This is a genomic window from Thermococcus thioreducens (assembly GCF_002214545.1).
Taxonomy (GTDB): Archaea; Methanobacteriota_B; Thermococci; order Thermococcales; family Thermococcaceae; genus Thermococcus; species Thermococcus thioreducens.
Genome location: NZ_CP015105.1, coordinates 1,976,732 through 1,992,717 on the forward strand (window position 1 = coordinate 1,976,732; position 15,986 = coordinate 1,992,717).

Sequence of the window (15,986 nt, forward strand, 5' to 3'; positions counted from 1 at the left end):
AATGGGAAAGAAAGCACTCGCACTTGTAGTTTTGATTCTCGTCCTCGCGGCCGGGCCGGTCGGCGCCTGGTCGCTGAAAGACCTCCTCAAGGGCACGGCCAGCCACGCCCTCGACCTCTTCAAGCGCGAAGTCATGCCAGTTGACGGCTACAAAGCACTCAAAGTCGGCGAGGGGTTCTGGATCGAAGGCGAACACTTCTGGAACCCGGACTACTACGTCCAGCTCAACGAGAGCAAACTCTACTGGAGCTACCTCGTGCCAACCGACGTGGACGTGAAAGTACAGGTTTGGAAAGTCTACTTCGGCCTATTCGCCTTTCCGGTCGAGAACAGCAAATATAACGACATCTGGTGGAAGAAGGCGCCAGTTGGTGACGGCTGGATTGGAGCCTTCTTCGTGTGGGACTTCAGCTGGAGGCCTGGTCATGGCTGGAGGCCCGCAAAGAAAGCGTACATCGCCTACAACCTGCCGAGCGCGCAGGACCTCAATGTGCAAAACGTCACAATCCTCCAGAACGGCTCGGTCAGGATTCTCTTCGACGACAACAGCACGAGAATACTGAGCTTTGAGGATTTTGAGGGCTTTGGGAATGTTACCGTGGAGAACGTGACGTTTCGGCATGTTGTGGGCTCGCTCTATCTGGTCAGGAGGGGGTGAAAGAATGTTTGGACTGGAGTTCCTGAACCTGAGCCCGGAGATGGCCTTTGGGGTTGGAGTGCTCTTCGGCCTGCTCCTGGCGTGGGGAATCTACGAGGACCTTGTAGCAGACAGGAGGGGCGTGCATGGTTGACCTCAAGACAGGAGCAATCCTCGCGGCAGTGTACCTCGTTCCATTCCTCATCCTGATGCCGCCGGACAGCACAAACTCTCCGGGTGCAGTGTTCCTGTGGTTCCTCTATCCAGTAGTCGCGGGAATCCTGCTCCTCGTGACTGCCATCGTCGCATGGAAGGTCTTCGACATAGACTTCCTTCCATGGGGCCTCGCCCTCATCGTCGGCGCTCCACTGCTCACGATGCTCCTCAGCCCAATCTTCAGCCTCATGTGGGGCTTCTACATTGTCCCGACCATGGTCGTCTTCCTCGTAGGTGCCACGCAGGGGTGAGGAGGATGGTCAGCCGGAAAGTGTACCTCAAACGGAAGCGGGAGATACTGCACAGAGTGCTCACGAACATCCAGAAAGAGCTCGCGCGGGTGAACCGCGAGCTGAAACAGCTTGAGAGAGGTGATGAGCGTGGAACCCGCTCCTGAACCTGAGATTCGCGAGGATATCCGCGCCGAGCTCGCGGCAAAGGTCGAGAATAAGAACGAGAACAGGCAGAGGTTCTGGAGGTTGGCCATCACCTTCATCGGCAGCCTGCTCGGCTTCGGCCTCGTGGCCTACGCCGCGCCAGGATTCTACGACACCCTGCTCTCCATTCACGAGAGCCTCGCCACGCCCCGCTACAGCTTCTACGTCCTGGTGGGCTCGATTGCCTTCGTCGAGTTCATGAGGATGACATGGGTCGAGTCAGCCAAGGCCAGGAGCAAGAGGCTCATCCCTCTGACCTCGCCAGAGACGGAGATTTGGGTCAAGGAGAAGCCGCTCATTGGGCTCAAGCTTCCGTTCACGAACCGCGAGATCAAGAACAAGAGGATAAAGCCCCACATCGTCGAGACGGAGTTAGGTTGGAGAGTCTATCCAAACAGGTCCCTCCTCTCGCCGCAGTGGAACGGCGAGATATACTTCATCCCCTACGATTCCATCCACGGCTACGGCAACACGAGGATCATCAGCGCCAGGAAGCCAAGCCAACCGACCTACTACGAGACCGATCCAATCACAGGCGAGGCAATTCCCGTCTACGTGTGGGAGCCGATCGACCTCGGTGAGGAGAAATACATGAGAGCGCAGAAGGAAATCGCCTACCTCCAGGCAGAGAACCGCATCCTCCAGGAGTACGCCGCCAGGGGCTACGAGCTGGCCAAGACAATCAGCCAGATCCCGCAGGAGTTCTTCGAGGAGCTCTCCAACAGAGGCTTCGAGAAGGCAAAGCAGATCCTCGACATCATGGGCAAGGGCTTCTTCAGCGAGGTCGGGAAGATCAAGAAGGAGGAAATCTCCGCGATTTTGGAGGCAATCAAGAAAGACCGCGAGGCCTGGTGATCCTTTCGTTTTTCAATTTCGCCCATAAGGGGGATCGAGCCGCGAGTAGGGGTTCCGAAAGCGGTTCGTCCCCGTGGAGCCGGCCCGTGTGGGCCGAAAAAGGCCGCGAGGTGATCAAGTCAAGACGTGACTTGATGGCTTGAAGGACGCGTATCGGGAAAATCACACATTCCGAAACAGGAGGTGGAAAGGTGGCGAACGGGTTAGCTTTGGGTAGATTTGAATATATTTCGCGTTTGAAGGCCGAAGCGGCCGAGGATGGCGAAGCCAAGTATCTCGACCTTGCCCTTTCTCTCATGGAAAAAGCGGCGCAGCTCGAGGAGGAGATGGAAAAGGTCCCCGGCATCTACAAGGAGAAAAAGCTCGAAATTGCACTTTCAGCGATAGAGCAGTACAAGCAGGCGAACGAGCTCCTCATCAAGGCGATTCTTGTCGGCGAGAGCGCCGAGATGGCGCTGAGGAAGCTCGAAAGAATGCTGAGCGCGAGGGCAACGCTGAGGACGAAAATCATCGCGGCCCTCTACGGCGAGACTGAGCCGGTCGGCCCCTCTGAGCTCGCCGAGAGGTTTGGCATTTCAACGCAGGCCGTCCACCAGGCTTTGCAAGAGCTCGACAAGCTCAAAGTCGTGGAGAAAGACGAAAAAGGCCGGTACTCCCTCCGGCCCGGCGTGATGGACGAGGTGTTTCGGCTTCTCTGGCAGAGCGTGGCTGAGCTGAAAGCGAGGGGAGCGATATGATGTCTGCTTATCTCGACCGCTTCGTCGTCCAGCCCAAAGAATTCCAGATCGACCAGCCACGGACCCACGCCGTGGGCCTCACCCGCGGGAAAAACTTCGTCTATGTCTCTGCCGACATGGTACACCGGTATATTTCTGGACAGACCAACGCGGGAAAAACAACCCTCGCGCAGACTCTCATGGAGGTGGACTTCCTCCGCGGACGGAAAATCGTCGAGATAGAACCTGCGCTAGAGGCTAAAAACGAGAGGGCATTCATGAACCTGCCGAACGATGACGACGGCATGCTTGAGGTTCTCAACAAATACTTCCACCTTGAGCCGAGGCCCTTCAAGGCCATCGTGTACTCGCCAGCGACGCGGAAGTACCGTGCTTTCATGAAGAACGATGAGGGAATCCGCTCAAAGTTCTACAAGTCGCTCAAGATCACCGAGCCCGACGTGGTGGACCTCATCCTTGCGATTTTTCCAGGTGGGTCCATCGAGAGACTCATCATCAACAAGGCATACAAGAAATACACCGAAGAGATCAGACCAAAGAGGAAAGAGCGCTCTATATCCGAGTTCCTGGAGGTCTTTGAGGAAGTTGGAAAAGAGGCAAACTTCAGCAGTTTCACCCTCCTCAAGCTCGAGTATATAGCAAGCGTTCTTCACAGCGACGGCAAGCACAAGATAGATGAGATTCTCAAAAAGAAAGACGAGATAAGCGTCTTCACATTCACATTCATCAGAGATCCCCTCGAAAGGTACCTGTGGGCCATGGCCATTCTCAACATTATCTATGACAGGTGGGAGTACCTCAAGCGGAAAGAAGATATTCTGAGCTTCTATGTAGCAGATGCTCATCTATTAGCCCCAAAGAAGAAGAAAGACATGATCGACACACTCGCAAGATACCAGGAACGCATGAAGCAGAACTTACAGGTCTACTCGAGAATCTCGCGAGGAAAAGGACTATTGTGGACATTTGATAGTCAGGAATTTGACGACCTGGATGACGTTGTAGTGGCACAGTGTCAGGAGCGCTTCATCAAGCGCATGAGGAACCGCGACGTCGCCGAGAAGCTGAAGATTGACTACACAGAACTGAGACGCCTGGACAAGAAGTTCGCCTTCTTCGATGACGGCTATATGGTGAAGAAAATCCTCGTCAGGCCACCCATGTCGAGAAAAGCCCGCTCCGGAGAATTCCTCCCGATTCATTTCGTCAAGGAGTACAAAAGGTGGGAGAATGAGGAGGCGAATTATTAGCGTCTTACTCATTATATTATATATGAATATAGTGCTTCATACCTATGTAGCTGCATTTACATGGCAACGAGAGATCCACCTTGGCGAGCCAATTCTCGTGTATCACAACGATACCCTGCTCTACAACATCACCCTCGACATCAACATCAACAGCGGGCAAGTATACGCAATCATCACAGAAGTGCCGTCCGGACGGCTCTTCCTGAAGAACATAGACTGGAATACAATCGAGCTCGGCAATACAAACATCACCATGACCTCTACATGGAAAAACCCGCAGAACCGCACCGCCAGGGTCATCATCACCGGGCCCGACACCTACACCGTGCTCCTCCAGAGCGAGCTGGCCCAAAACGAGACCGAGCAGGGGAACCTGACGGCTGCCAACGTCACGAACCAGACGAACCAGACCAACACCACCCCGGCGAACCTGACAGTGAACCTCACACCCATCAACCTCACTCCAGTCGTGGTTCCCCAAAACCTGACATGCGACAGCGTCCAGGAGTGTCAGCAGATAATCGACAACCTCACAGCGCAGCTCGAACAGCTGAAAGAAGAGCGCGACGAACTGGCCAAACAGCTCCAGTACCTCCAGCAACAGCTCAACATGACAATGACAGAAAACGAGCAGTTGAGAAAGCAGATAGAGATACTCCAACAGGCCCTCGAAGAGAGAAACAAGAGAATCCGAGAGCTTGAAGAGGAAATCGAACGACTGAAGGCCGAACAGTGGTCATGGGAGACGGCAAGAGAAAAGGCCGAAGAGCAATACATCCTCTGGACGCCCTATCTCTTCCCAATAGTCCTCGCGAGCCTCACGATCTACTACAGACGCTACAAGAGAATCAAGAAATACGCAGACGTCCAGATCGACCTCAAGGCGAAAGAACTGAAAGAAGAGCTCCTAAGCGAGTACCTCAAGAAGGACCTGCTGAGGGCAAAGATCGAAACAATAGTTGACGACCCGAACCTGCTCGTGATTCTGAGAACCATCATCCCGCAGATAACCGGCTCGACAGAAATCACAAAGGGCGACATCCTTCAGCTCGACATCGACCAGGTCGCCAAGCTCGCGAGGAAGCGCTTCTTACTGAAAGAAAACAGAGTTGAATACCTCAAGAAGAAACTGCTTGAGCTGAAGGAAAGAATCAAAGAGGAGGCTGGCAAAGATGTTTGAGAGCCTCTTTGCTATTTCCTTCGTCGGGGCAATTCTACTGTACATTGCAGACCTCTTCATCCGGCCATGGAAGTACTCACAGGACAGGATCAAAGAGCTTGAAAGGAGACTCAACATCGCGAGAGAAGGAGGGCTAAAGGCAAAACTCCTGGCCTGGCTGAACGCACCCAAACTCCGCGGAAACCTTCAGTTATATCAAAAGCTCCTCGAAGTCGAACTTGAAGCTGAGAAACGCAGATACGAGATATACTCTCTGCTGAGGAGGGGTGACCATGTTTGAGTGGTTCTTCATCATCTCCATCCTCTTGGGCGGCTGGCTGGTCTATGAAATTTTCCAGGATAAGATCCACGGCCCTGGAAGGTACTGGATCACCATCAACGTCGAGGGCGACGCTGACAGGGTCGAGTACCTCATCAGACAGCTGGCAAAGGACCAGAAAATCAAAATCAGGAGCTACAAAGTCACGGCTGAAAAACCAACACTCAAAAAGAAAGCAAAAACACCCAAAGCCCTAAAAGGAATTCCAGAACTATAATAAATTGATGGTGGTGCCCATGAGGAAGATTGCCGCCTTTCTCATCTTTCTCCTTGCCGGCGCGATGGTGCCGGCCGGGATAGTGAAAGCCGAAGTGACGCCTGTAGCAACGTTTCAGGTCGTGGCTGGACAGCCCTGGACCAAAGAGATTCCAGGGGCCATCGTGAACTGGACAGGGGAATTCGACTGGAACGGCAAAGGGTGGGAAGCGACCTTCTCCGTGTACTTCACAGAAACCGGTTATCAGCACGGTGTTAGCGCAACAGAAAACGGCTTCGTGGACTCCGACGGAAAATACATCTGGATTATAACCAACCTTCAAACACAGGACAATCCCGAGACCAAAGAGCTCGGCCTCATGGAAAGCTGGCACGACCTCACAGTGAAATTCATCGATCCCCTGACAGGAAAAGTCATAATCGACAACGACTTCAACGGAGAAACATACACCCTGCGCGTTGGAGACAATATTGACGTTTCTGGAGAACTTCCAGACAGCAATGGTTATGAGAAGACCGTCCTCGAGCTCAAAGATATTAAAACCGGCCTTTTTGGGTCAAAAGCCGTGCTTGTGTTACATCATATCACCGCCGTGAGCGGGACGGTAGAGGTGTATCCAAATCCTGGCTATCCTCCAGGAACAGAGCTCGGCCCCGGTTCAGAAAACCAGACGAACGAAGAGCCAAAAATCCCGCCCCTTAACCTCAGCACCCCAACAGCCATGATCGTCGTGGGTGAGAATGCTGCAGGGACCGACGTGGCCGCGGGGGCAAAAGTCGGGATAGCCGTGCAGAAGTGGATAGACATCATCAAAGAAAAGACTGGAGATGTCGTTATCCCCGGCCTCGGCGGACTCGGAGCAAAACTGGCAACACTCCCATCAAAGAACCTAAATGCGGATGCAATGCTTGACACAGAAGTCTCTGATCCAGGGAAAATAGGGATGATAGTTTACAGCGTAGGAGGGCCAGCAGCGAACCAGTATTCTGCAATGCTCAACAACAGGACTGATCTTCCAGTGCGCTTTGTCAAGGAGAACGACAGGTGGTACCTCGTGAGCAAATACGGCGACAGATGGAGCGGAAGCTACGGAGTCATTATGATCATTCCCGCAATAAGAAACGTTGATGAGTTCAAAGAAAGCCTCATGAAAGGCAACATCAAAATCGCAGACGTGCTCGTTGCGGGGCTTGACAGGTGGGGGACTTACGCTGCTTGCGATCTCCTAAAGGGTGAATTCCTGAAACCCGTGAAGGGCATTCAGCCGGATAAAGACCTTATGAGCATTGTGCAGCTCCAAGCGCAAGTTCTGGCAATGTTTGCGGACCCATTCAGCATCTTTGAGATAGGATTTGACCCAACGAAAGTGCCAATAACTGCTATTATAGTGGACAAGGACGAGAGAATAGTGAAAGTATTCGTCGGCTAATTCTTCTTTTTTCCGTTTTTATCGCTTTATCGTGCTTCTTTTTGAGACAGTGTATTTAAAGCATCCTCCGGTCTTATTTTGTAAACGGTGTTATATTAAATCTACACGCCAAAAGAGCATATTGGAACCTTACCTGCTCTAATAATGACCCTTCTAAAATCAACAGAACAAGTCGGAGGCCACACCGATGAAAGCGGCGGCCCGGGCCATTGTAGTTTTGTTTTTGACATTAAGTTTAATTATTCCAAAAGTGACGACAGCGGCCACCATAGACATCAGAGATACCAGTGAGGACAACGGCGGCCTAGTCCTTATCTCTAACGAGACATGGGAAAGCATTGTCCGCATCCTCACCTCCAACGGAGAACCATTCAGCCTCTCCAACATTCCAGGTGCTACATCAATCAACGTGAGCGCCCGCTTTGTGGATGACACTGGAAACACTCTAGACATGACCGGCGATGGAATATCAGATGTTTGGATGTACTCTGAGGACAGCTCAACGCCAGGACTCTGGAGGGCTAACATCACTCTCGGCAATGTAGAACCAGGTATTTACACCCTAAAAATAACCGCAGTTGCCAAAGATAATACCAGCCAGATACTCGATCAGGCAGAATTAACTGAAGAAGTATTTGTACTTGGTGGTCCATATGTAATACAGTTCTTTAATGTGAAAGACAATGAACACCTTGAGTTAGGGAATCTTGAGATCAGAATTGGAGCTCTAAGTGACCTCGGAAGCATCATCAGCATTGGGAATCTCACCAACACCTTGACCATAAAAGACAATAACCACGATGGAATTTGGGGACAGAGGATCGATTTAAACAATGACGGGACTTTTGATGGATGGATAACATTCCTCAAAAACGAAAACAGTTATGATATGGTGTTTTTCTCGAACAATGCAACACTTCTGGAGGCGTTAATGCCACAGGAGTCTTTTAAAATCTCCGGAGACACTATAACATTTACTAACCGCATCCTGCGGGAAACCAGGGATTATAGAAACTTCAACTATTATACCCAAATATTATGGGATACAAGTCTGCTTGCAAAACTCGGTATAAAGGCAGTTGACTATTACATCATACCATACTCCACTAACGACAACTGGAAAATTACACAATTCTGGAACGGCCGTATCCTGGCTGCGGTGATGAAGGTCAAAATTATCAAGAGAACATCATACCTCGGGCTCTTCAGCGGAGAGGAGGTCATTCTCGATGGAAATATCTGGACTCCAACCACGAAAAACGTCGATGAATTAACCCTCAAACCAAAGGCAATATTGTGGTCCTGGTACAGGAATAGAGGCGAAGGCGTCATCTGGAAGGCTGCAGTTGATATCACTGCCCCAAGCCACTATGCCATAAAGTCCAGACAGGGCTGGTCAGCAACGGAATTCCGTGGAGACAATCCGCTTGACGGCCTTAACTGGCTGAGCCGCCAGTTAAGTAAAGATAAGATAGACTGGTGGAAACTCCTCGGAGGTGATGGAGAATGATCATGATAAATCCTTCCGACTTAACTCAACTCCAAAACATAGATTTTCCCTCCTTTTTCCAGCTCCAGAAACTCGTAATATCCGGGACTGTACAAAGTGGCCTTGGCCTTCTGTTATTCATTGGAGCCTTACTATGGCTCGTCATTAGCATAGTTGGTGGCATATACATCATCATAAAATACGACGCTGACCTCCACAGTATCTTTTGGTACTGGATTAACAGTAATATAGCCTTTTGGGGCATAAATACACTATTCTCTCTCCCTGCAATTGTTGGTATCTTCCTATGGCCACTGTTCCTCGCACTAACAATAATACTCGTTGTCATTTGGGTCAAAAGGGCAGGCATAATGGTGCCATTACTTGGCGCCCTCGGTCTCATTGGGTGGGCTTATGGAAGTGCATTTGGCTATGAAAGCGATGGTTTCCTGAGCTGAGGTGGAAACCGTGAACGTCAAGAACACTTTACGACATTGGGCTCTGACAGCTCTCCTTTACATCTTCTACATTCTGCTATGGATCATTACCAACATCCAAAAGATCCTGGAAAAGAAGGAGGCTCATGCAACTACTAAGTGAAGGCTTTCTGAGCCGAGTCTCTTTTTTACACAATCTTTTTTAGGAGAAAAATAGTGGAAGTTATGACAGGATAGATATTCTCGAATTATAATTTTCTCCCAATCTTTTCAACGAGCCTGACCACAATCAACATAATACCAATGATTGCCATGATGTCTTGTGAGGCTCCCATCAAAGCCAAAGTGTAAAATCCAAAAAACACTCCAAAGATGTAACCAAAAGTGTACCAAACATTCCACCACTTGCTACGTCCAATAGTGTCTATTATATCTACAAGACCTATAAAGATAAACATCAAGATTATCATTCCCACCATGTTTGCTACTGATGGCTCGAGTTGTTTCATTATCTCCCCTGTTGTGTTGAGAAGCAGTATCACAAAATACGGAACGACTACATCACTATATCCTCTAGCAGCTCCGTGACCAAATGTTGGAGCTCCCATTCCAGGGCCCTCCTCCGCTCTTTTCGATAATGCAATACTCTTATTACGAGCACATATAAGAACATTTCGCCGCGCTACGTTGAGAAAACACCAAGAAGTTGGACATCACCCAACGGTAGTTATTTAAATGCCTCAACACAAGAATTTGATAGTCTTATTAAATACTCTATCATAATAACCATGTTTGTGGTGATATTTATGGAACGCCCAAAGATATGGATTCACCTGGATGGGCGAAAAGTCGTCAAAGATCACAAGGTTGATGCATATACTTTTGGAAAGTTATTAATTCAAATTCAAAAACAAATAAACATCATAGCAGAAGCACAGTATGGCAAAACCATTAAACCAAAATTCAAGCTTTTCCTCGCTGAGATACAAGAGGGGAGCGTGGACGCAGTATTGGAATTCGCAGGAGGCACCCTACCCGAGTTTCAACATCGAGTAGTAGAAACCCATTATCAAGTGTATGATGCCATCCAAAAGGAAGACGAAAAGACTCTCGACGAAACCATAATTGGATCACTCAAAGATCCGTTGTATGGATACCGCTTGCTTGCATCTATAGAGGACATAACACCATCAAGCGAAGATTATCTCATTGGTCTGAGCAAAGACAGTCCCGAAAAAAGGGCAGTACTAAAATCAAAGCAAAGAGACTTTGTGAAGAAAATGAAAACCAAATACCAACAACAAGCAACTGTCGAGTTTATCGGGATCATAACAGATCTCCATGGCAAGGATCCTCGTTACTTTATTATAGACACCACAACAGGAGAACGCATCAAAGTATACATTCGCCCTGAACTGGAGCCCCAAATCAAAGAGTATTACAAGGCAGTCCCCGTGAAAGTTACTGGCTTGATGGCCAAAAAGGCCAAGAGCCGAGAAATCCGAGAACTCAAAGGATTAAGTAAGCAGGAAGAGGTCCCACTAGATAGGATAGGTAAATTCAGACTCAAACAACCCGTGCTTGTAGAACTTGGTTATGATATGGAAGACAACCTCTGGATTTTGAGGAATGAACAACTAGCTATTGAGGGCTACGGTAAAACCTACCAAGAAGCAATGAAGGACCTTGAAGATAGCCTCGAAGGACTGATCATCGGCTTCCTAGCCTTCAAAGACGAAGACCTAGCAGAATCTGCAAGGAAGATAAAAAAAGAACTCTCCAAGTACCTAAACCTGAATGATCTCTCACACAAGTACAAACCAGTCGTCATAAAGCCTCTTCCTGTAAAGGAGGAGTGACCAATGCCAATGAAACGTGACCATCTTGTCTCCACACTAACCAGCAAGGGCTTTCAGAAAGTAACGAACAGAGATCACGACTGGTTTTTCTTTGTTGATCCCCACACGGGAGAAGTATACACCCAAATAAGAACAAAACTCAGCAGGGGCAAAAAGTACAAAACACTGTCTGATGACCTCCTTCAGAAGATAAGGCGACAACTAAAGTTTGAAAACAAAAAACAGTTCACTGACTACATTAAATGCACTTATACCCATGTAGATCACTACAACAGCCTAAAACAAAGGGGACTAATTTAGGTTCCTTTTCTCCCCTATTGCTTATGTTTCGATCTGGCAGACTACTCTAAGTACTATATAGAAATCGCACCGTCTCTTGGAGATCTTATATTGAGGCTTTATGTGAAATGAATACCCTCTCTCTTTTTACGTATTTTTCGCAAACCTTATTTATAGAAAAACCCACCAATTTTGTAGTGATTTGGGGGTTAATGCTATGAGCACCTTTTGAGGTGAGCATATGATCAACCAAGATACTTCAAACGCTAAAATCATCGAACCACTAGCGAAATTCCACGCACGGCTTGACTCAACATAAAGTATTTAAAACATTAAATCAAAACCCAAAATGAAGAGGGCGGTCACGCCCCTACAGAAGCAACCGGTAGGTTGCGACCCAAAGCCCCTAAGGGCCCGCTCAGAAGGGTCGCATTGGGAGGGCGGTCACGCCCCCACACTAACCCTTTTCACATCCACCAATGCTCTTTTCTTGGAATCCTACTCACAACAACTAAACCATCACCATAGAGCTTTGAAAGAATAATCTGGAAGTACCCCTCAAAATCAAACGCTTTCTTCGAAGGCGATCCCCTCAACCTCCGAGAAATCACGTAAGAAACAGCATCAGCAACCTGCAAACCCAAATGCTGGTACGAATGCGCAAAAAGCGGCGGCAGAATAGTATAAAAAGAAGTAGCATCCCGTCCAAGAAGCGGATCATATCCTCCCCGGATGACCGCCTCAATAAGACTATCCCTCGTCCTATCCCTCTCCACCCTCACAGAATCATCAATAACCCAAAGCAAAAATTCATAACCCTCAGTCATCAACTTAACACGAAGAAAATGCTCCACCATGTCTGCAAGCACCTTAAATGCATACGCATGAGCAAGCCTTCCAAGCTGATTACGGGAAAAACCAGAATTCAAAGCCAAAACCTTAGGCTTATCAACGACAACGGACATAATATACAACCCCTCAAACTCACTCAGAATCCCAAATAAACCATCAAGAAGCCCAACCCTCTTTTCAAGAGGCACCCCTGTATAGTTCTTATTTCCGTGAACAATCTCCTTAGTGTGAATCTCCACAGACCACTTATCCCTAGGAAGGACCATCCTCTTTAGACCCTCAATCTCATGATAAAGAGAACTAACCTTAGACTCATGAACAACCACAGCCGAAATCACATAAAGAGGCTCCTGCCTAACGTCCTTTTCCCAAAACTTCGGCTTCCCACTCTCATCAACAAAAGCAAACCACATCCAGCCTGCCCCCCAAACACTCTCGTCCCAATAATCCACAAAATGTTTTAATACTTTCCCGACAATCCCCGAAATAGCTTTTAACAAACACAAACCCGAGGTGACCCCATGAACGACAGCGACAACGCTAAAATCATCGAACCACTAGCGAAATTCCACGCAGAAACAGACACTCAGGGGAGATTTTATTTTCCAAAAGCTACAGCTAAGAGGTACTCTATTGAGGTTAATGACTATGTCGACCTAATTGTCAGAGTGATAGATCAATCAGGCTCTGTTTCCCATCGTGCAAGAATTCTTGTCAGAGTTTCATCGAACAGACTCATCCATATTCCACGGGCTTTCTACAAAATGGCCGGCGGTCCCAAGATGCTCGTTGAGGTAATCCTTATTGGTCATTATACCGCCGATGACTTGTTAAGTCCGACAGGAAAGAAGCTCATCTCATTGTTCAAAAACAAATTCCAGCCCATTTCTATGGAAGAGGAGATGAGCTTACTCCAAGAAGCCTTGCGGAATTAGACATGTGTTCATTTCTAGATACTAATCTTAAAAGTAATAATTCCGTAAGTTATTTATTATTTAACTTCCAAAGCATCAACAGGTGAGAACATGCAAACCACACTCTTGACCGAAGAACCCCTACGAGAATCCATTCATAGAATGGACAAGAGGGAGCTCAATAAGTTAATGAGAACCTTAATAGCTGATGCCGAAGCCTCGGCAAGCGAGATCCTCCTACTCACCACCCCTCAAGAAATAATAGAAGTCAGCGAAGGCCTCGGCGTCCCACTGACAACAAAAGAAGAACAGCTCCAAGAAATGAGGGAAATAATACAGGAATACCAGCAGGAATACGGCTCCAAAGAACACCTCAAAGAACTGGCCAAAACCAACCCCCACCTCAGCATAATCCTCGAAACCTGGATCCACTATGAGGAACTCCTGCGAAAGGAGGGCCGTCTGTGAGCAGAATCCCCCTGGTAGTGGCTATTTTCGAAGATAAACATTCAAAAGCACTCCCTCCTCGGGACAAAGCCTTCAAACTCCTCCTGAGCAACACAACTTTTCTCAAAAACATCGAACGCAGGCTAACCCGCTACGAAATAATTGATAGGGTAGAATTCAAACCCCGTCCTCCAGTCACACCAGACGACAACTTAGAGTACCAGGCCAGAATAACCTTCACAACCGGCCACGTCCTCTACATCATCGACCGCTTCATCGAGCATAACTGCAACAACAGAACAATCTACCAGCGCAAATTCTCGGCATACTTAAGAGACTCACACGGCCACGAGATTGTAGGATGGGACAACTTCCACGACGAACCAACATTCCAATCCTGGCCCCTCCACATGCACGGCAGAGGCCACACACAACCAATACCAAGCAAAGAACAAAGCCTGCCAGAAATAATGCAGGCCGTAATAACCAAACACATCACACCCCTACTTCTCGCCCGGCACATCCCCTGATAATCTAAAGAACCCACTTCTAAAACCTACAAAACGACAAACCTTATTTATTCCCAAAACCCAACAGTAAACAACCGCTAAAATCCAGCCCGAGGTGAGCCCCTAGACAACTGCCAAGAACTATTAGTGAAGAAAAAGTAGAAACTACCGTATAATTATTTTCCTCCTGGAGTCTTTGATAATAATCTCCTTGGAAGGACCTTTCCTTTTAATGTCTCCCTCAAGAACAATGACCTTTGCGCCAAGTCTCCGGAGTTTCTTTATATACTTGTCAATGTCAACATTGGCTCCAACATCAAGGATCACCGCGATAACCTCGTCAAAATACTCAACATAGTCCAAGACCTGCCCCACAAGACGCTGGAGCTTACTCCGACTCTCAGCAATCTTGAGTTCAATCCCAACATTGCCATCAATAGCAATATCAATCTTCTGATCTCCAACAGGATACTGGCGGACAACACGCCTCCCAAGGCGTGCCCTAAGGTACTGATAAAGCTGCTTTTCAAGATCCTCTTCATCCCTCACAGTTTCCGGCTCGAAATCAAAGAGAATATCTACAACATCAAGTTCGGGCTGATGGTTGTCCTCTTCAAGTGAATACCCTCCAAGCTCCTCTCCACCAAGAGATTCAACAGTCTCAGACTCAAGCTCAATGGAAGCAATCTCATGAGATTCCTCTCCAAAAAGTTGAGCCTTGTATTCCTCAAGCTCTTTCTGCTTCTGCTCCTTGAAGGCCTTTAGAGCCTCATTGGCCTCTTCAAGCCACTTCGTGAAGTGCTGAACTACATGCCGAGACTTTACCTTATACCTCTTCGCGACCTCGGCGACTTCCTCCACGGTTAAATGACTTGCCACAACATCAATCAGCTCGTCTTTGTTCCTTATTTTGTAACGGCGTTCCTCCCCATTCACTATTTGTGTTCGGTAAGTAGGAATACCTTTAGCAGCACAAACAGCCTCAAGCTGCCTCATCTTAAGCTGAGAAAGAATTTCTCGCTTAGCCTCAAACTCCTTTCTCGTAACTTCTTCTTTAAATCTTCTCTCTGCCTCTGCAATTTCCCGTTTAATCTCAAGCGCCTTGGCGCGATACCTCGCTTCCTTGGCGGCTTTATCCATTGCCTTTTTAGTGGCTTCTCCAACTTTCTTAAAGAAGTCGCCGAATCCCATGAGCACCACCATTTATTCCTTACGTAAAAATTACTCAAAAGGAAATTAAAAGGATTGTGGGTAATTCACGCTAAGGGTAAAAATCCCACCCACGGGAAATTTTCTCAAACCTTTTAAACATTCATACCGTAAGAATAATTCGTAAAACCAGCACCAACAAGAGGTGAGTCAATGAAAGACACCAAAGAACCACTCGCAAAGTTTCAAGCAAAGGTAAACAAAGACGGCCGTATTACTATCCCTCGGCCAATCCTTGAAACCTTCGGGCTAAAGCAAAATGACTATATTAAAGTCCTAATAAGAAAAATTGGGATCTCAGGTAAAACAATCGTCGTAACCGCTCAAGCAGTTTTAGCGGTTAAAATTGGGAGAAATGGAGCTATAACACTTCCCAAAAAGCTAATGCGGGAGTTTGAACTAAAAGAAAACGAACCGGTTGAAGTCATAATTTTAGACTACTACAAATTTGAGGAGTTGGTAAGCGAAAAGGGTAGGGAACTTTTATCCAAGCTTCAAGCACGGAACAACTACAAAGTTCTCCCAACTGACTCCTCATACCTAAACGAGATAGGCATAATATACAGATATCTTTTTTGAACGTTTAATATATACATATATATATTAATTCCTGAAAAAGAAGAAAGAAGAAAAGAGATATAGTATGTTTTCTTCCCTCTGAGAGCTTCTTTTTTAGAGGTTGAATTTTTGTATCTAAAAATTCGCACTAATTTA

General features: G+C 47.7%; 22 protein-coding genes. 19 read left to right on the forward strand and 3 right to left on the reverse strand.

Annotated features, from left to right (window positions below):
- Nucleotide 1: 1 nt before the first annotated feature.
- From A3L14_RS10980 to A3L14_RS11030, 13 genes are all read left to right on the forward strand, one after another.
- Nucleotides 2-658, forward strand: a complete 657-nt coding sequence (locus A3L14_RS10980; protein WP_055428435.1) for a hypothetical protein — start codon at nt 2-4, stop codon at nt 656-658.
- A 4-nt stretch (nt 659-662) separates the two neighbouring features.
- Nucleotides 663-791 carry a hypothetical protein gene (locus A3L14_RS12030; RefSeq protein WP_257789383.1) on the forward strand — a complete coding sequence of 43 codons (129 nt, stop codon included), beginning with the start codon at nt 663-665 and terminating at the stop codon, nt 789-791.
- Nucleotides 784-1,104 (forward strand): hypothetical protein, encoded by a 321-nt coding sequence (locus A3L14_RS10985; RefSeq protein WP_074631542.1) that lies wholly within the window; start codon nt 784-786, stop codon nt 1,102-1,104. The genes A3L14_RS12030 and A3L14_RS10985 overlap by 8 nt, the downstream gene beginning before the upstream one ends.
- Nucleotides 1,105-1,109: 5 nt before the next feature.
- The gene (locus A3L14_RS11760) at nt 1,110-1,250 is read left to right on the forward strand and encodes a hypothetical protein (protein WP_157628410.1); all 141 of its coding nucleotides are present in this window, start codon (nt 1,110-1,112) and stop codon (nt 1,248-1,250) included.
- Nucleotides 1,228-2,145 carry a hypothetical protein gene (locus A3L14_RS10990; RefSeq protein WP_143597835.1) on the forward strand — a complete coding sequence of 306 codons (918 nt, stop codon included), beginning with the start codon at nt 1,228-1,230 and terminating at the stop codon, nt 2,143-2,145. Before A3L14_RS11760 ends, A3L14_RS10990 begins: the two co-directional genes overlap by 23 nt.
- Before the next feature lie 191 nt (nt 2,146-2,336).
- Nucleotides 2,337-2,882, forward strand: coding sequence for an HTH domain-containing protein (locus A3L14_RS10995; protein WP_143597836.1), 546 nt, complete (start codon nt 2,337-2,339; stop codon nt 2,880-2,882).
- Nucleotides 2,879-4,132: a hypothetical protein gene (locus A3L14_RS11000; RefSeq protein WP_055428431.1), complete on the forward strand. Its 1,254-nt coding sequence runs from the start codon at nt 2,879-2,881 to the stop codon at nt 4,130-4,132. The genes A3L14_RS10995 and A3L14_RS11000 overlap by 4 nt, the downstream gene beginning before the upstream one ends.
- Nucleotides 4,133-4,154: 22 nt before the next feature.
- Nucleotides 4,155-5,312 carry a hypothetical protein gene (locus tag A3L14_RS11005; RefSeq protein WP_143597837.1) on the forward strand — a complete coding sequence of 386 codons (1,158 nt, stop codon included), beginning with the start codon at nt 4,155-4,157 and terminating at the stop codon, nt 5,310-5,312.
- Nucleotides 5,305-5,592 carry a hypothetical protein gene (locus tag A3L14_RS11010; protein WP_055428429.1) on the forward strand — a complete coding sequence of 96 codons (288 nt, stop codon included), beginning with the start codon at nt 5,305-5,307 and terminating at the stop codon, nt 5,590-5,592. Before A3L14_RS11005 ends, A3L14_RS11010 begins: the two co-directional genes overlap by 8 nt.
- Nucleotides 5,585-5,848, forward strand: a complete 264-nt coding sequence (locus tag A3L14_RS11015) for a hypothetical protein (RefSeq protein ID WP_055428428.1) — start codon at nt 5,585-5,587, stop codon at nt 5,846-5,848. Before A3L14_RS11010 ends, A3L14_RS11015 begins: the two co-directional genes overlap by 8 nt.
- Before the next feature lie 7 nt (nt 5,849-5,855).
- A complete protein-coding gene (locus A3L14_RS11020) occupies nt 5,856-7,277 on the forward strand; it encodes a hypothetical protein (protein ID WP_143597838.1) in 1,422 nt (473 codons plus the stop codon).
- 187 nt (nt 7,278-7,464) lie between these two features.
- Entirely contained in the window at nt 7,465-8,787 is a 1,323-nt protein-coding gene (locus tag A3L14_RS11025) for a hypothetical protein (protein ID WP_055428426.1), read from the forward strand.
- On the forward strand, nt 8,784-9,224 hold the full coding sequence (locus A3L14_RS11030; protein ID WP_055428425.1) for a hypothetical protein: 441 nt from the start codon (nt 8,784-8,786) through the stop codon (nt 9,222-9,224). The genes A3L14_RS11025 and A3L14_RS11030 overlap by 4 nt, the downstream gene beginning before the upstream one ends.
- A gap of 227 nt (nt 9,225-9,451) precedes the next feature.
- On the opposite strand, the gene A3L14_RS11035 is transcribed toward A3L14_RS11030, so the two are convergent.
- A complete protein-coding gene (locus A3L14_RS11035) occupies nt 9,452-9,811 on the reverse strand; it encodes a hypothetical protein (RefSeq protein ID WP_055428424.1) in 360 nt (119 codons plus the stop codon).
- 198 nt (nt 9,812-10,009) lie between these two features.
- On the opposite strand from A3L14_RS11035, the gene A3L14_RS11040 reads away from it, so the two are divergent.
- Both A3L14_RS11040 and A3L14_RS11045 read left to right on the forward strand, forming a co-directional pair.
- Entirely contained in the window at nt 10,010-11,062 is a 1,053-nt protein-coding gene (locus A3L14_RS11040) for a hypothetical protein (RefSeq protein ID WP_055428423.1), read from the forward strand.
- A 3-nt stretch (nt 11,063-11,065) separates the two neighbouring features.
- The gene (locus tag A3L14_RS11045) at nt 11,066-11,362 is read left to right on the forward strand and encodes a hypothetical protein (RefSeq protein ID WP_055428422.1); all 297 of its coding nucleotides are present in this window, start codon (nt 11,066-11,068) and stop codon (nt 11,360-11,362) included.
- Between the two features lie 446 nt (nt 11,363-11,808).
- On the opposite strand, the gene A3L14_RS11050 is transcribed toward A3L14_RS11045, so the two are convergent.
- On the reverse strand, nt 11,809-12,645 hold the full coding sequence (locus A3L14_RS11050) for a DUF3800 domain-containing protein (RefSeq protein ID WP_143597839.1): 837 nt from the start codon (nt 12,643-12,645) through the stop codon (nt 11,809-11,811).
- 69 nt (nt 12,646-12,714) lie between these two features.
- Between A3L14_RS11050 and A3L14_RS11055 the strand changes: the two genes are divergently transcribed.
- The 3 genes from A3L14_RS11055 (at nt 12,715) to A3L14_RS11065 (ending at nt 14,084) form a co-directional block, all read left to right on the forward strand.
- Nucleotides 12,715-13,128, forward strand: coding sequence for a hypothetical protein (locus A3L14_RS11055; RefSeq protein ID WP_055428420.1), 414 nt, complete (start codon nt 12,715-12,717; stop codon nt 13,126-13,128).
- Between the two features lie 141 nt (nt 13,129-13,269).
- The gene (locus A3L14_RS11060; protein WP_074631545.1) at nt 13,270-13,575 is read left to right on the forward strand and encodes a hypothetical protein; all 306 of its coding nucleotides are present in this window, start codon (nt 13,270-13,272) and stop codon (nt 13,573-13,575) included.
- Complete coding sequence (locus A3L14_RS11065) at nt 13,572-14,084, forward strand: toxin-antitoxin system TumE family protein (protein WP_074631546.1); 513 nt, start codon at nt 13,572-13,574, stop codon at nt 14,082-14,084. The genes A3L14_RS11060 and A3L14_RS11065 overlap by 4 nt, the downstream gene beginning before the upstream one ends.
- A gap of 144 nt (nt 14,085-14,228) precedes the next feature.
- Here the strand turns inward: A3L14_RS11065 and A3L14_RS11070 are convergent, their stop codons facing one another.
- Nucleotides 14,229-15,260 (reverse strand): PDDEXK family nuclease, encoded by a 1,032-nt coding sequence (locus A3L14_RS11070; protein WP_143597840.1) that lies wholly within the window; start codon nt 15,258-15,260, stop codon nt 14,229-14,231.
- 165 nt (nt 15,261-15,425) lie between these two features.
- Between A3L14_RS11070 and A3L14_RS11075 the strand changes: the two genes are divergently transcribed.
- Nucleotides 15,426-15,851 (forward strand): AbrB/MazE/SpoVT family DNA-binding domain-containing protein, encoded by a 426-nt coding sequence (locus A3L14_RS11075; protein WP_055428417.1) that lies wholly within the window; start codon nt 15,426-15,428, stop codon nt 15,849-15,851.
- Nucleotides 15,852-15,986 lie beyond the last annotated feature (135 nt).

Bases quoted from the DNA above. Each gene is read 5' to 3' on its own strand.
- A3L14_RS11020 (WP_143597838.1), top strand. From the start codon at position 5,856: ATGGTGGTGCCCATGAGGAAGATTGCCGCCTTTCTCATCTTTCTCCTT.
- A3L14_RS11760 (WP_157628410.1), top strand. From the start codon at position 1,110: ATGGTCAGCCGGAAAGTGTACCTCAAACGGAAGCGGGAGATACTGCAC.
- A3L14_RS11000 (WP_055428431.1), top strand. From the start codon at position 2,879: ATGATGTCTGCTTATCTCGACCGCTTCGTCGTCCAGCCCAAAGAATTC.
- A3L14_RS11015 (WP_055428428.1), top strand. From the start codon at position 5,585: ATGTTTGAGTGGTTCTTCATCATCTCCATCCTCTTGGGCGGCTGGCTG.
- A3L14_RS11025 (WP_055428426.1), top strand. From the start codon at position 7,465: ATGAAAGCGGCGGCCCGGGCCATTGTAGTTTTGTTTTTGACATTAAGT.
- A3L14_RS12030 (WP_257789383.1), top strand. From the start codon at position 663: ATGTTTGGACTGGAGTTCCTGAACCTGAGCCCGGAGATGGCCTTTGGG.
- A3L14_RS11045 (WP_055428422.1), top strand. From the start codon at position 11,066: ATGCCAATGAAACGTGACCATCTTGTCTCCACACTAACCAGCAAGGGC.
- A3L14_RS11005 (WP_143597837.1), top strand. From the start codon at position 4,155: ATGAATATAGTGCTTCATACCTATGTAGCTGCATTTACATGGCAACGA.
- A3L14_RS10990 (WP_143597835.1), top strand. From the start codon at position 1,228: ATGAGCGTGGAACCCGCTCCTGAACCTGAGATTCGCGAGGATATCCGC.
- A3L14_RS11060 (WP_074631545.1), top strand. From the start codon at position 13,270: ATGGACAAGAGGGAGCTCAATAAGTTAATGAGAACCTTAATAGCTGAT.
- A3L14_RS11055 (WP_055428420.1), top strand. From the start codon at position 12,715: ATGAACGACAGCGACAACGCTAAAATCATCGAACCACTAGCGAAATTC.
- A3L14_RS11040 (WP_055428423.1), top strand. From the start codon at position 10,010: ATGGAACGCCCAAAGATATGGATTCACCTGGATGGGCGAAAAGTCGTC.
- A3L14_RS11030 (WP_055428425.1), top strand. From the start codon at position 8,784: ATGATCATGATAAATCCTTCCGACTTAACTCAACTCCAAAACATAGAT.
- A3L14_RS11075 (WP_055428417.1), top strand. From the start codon at position 15,426: ATGAAAGACACCAAAGAACCACTCGCAAAGTTTCAAGCAAAGGTAAAC.
- A3L14_RS10980 (WP_055428435.1), top strand. From the start codon at position 2: ATGGGAAAGAAAGCACTCGCACTTGTAGTTTTGATTCTCGTCCTCGCG.
- A3L14_RS11035 (WP_055428424.1), bottom strand. From the start codon at position 9,811: ATGGGAGCTCCAACATTTGGTCACGGAGCTGCTAGAGGATATAGTGAT.
- A3L14_RS10985 (WP_074631542.1), top strand. From the start codon at position 784: ATGGTTGACCTCAAGACAGGAGCAATCCTCGCGGCAGTGTACCTCGTT.
- A3L14_RS11010 (WP_055428429.1), top strand. From the start codon at position 5,305: ATGTTTGAGAGCCTCTTTGCTATTTCCTTCGTCGGGGCAATTCTACTG.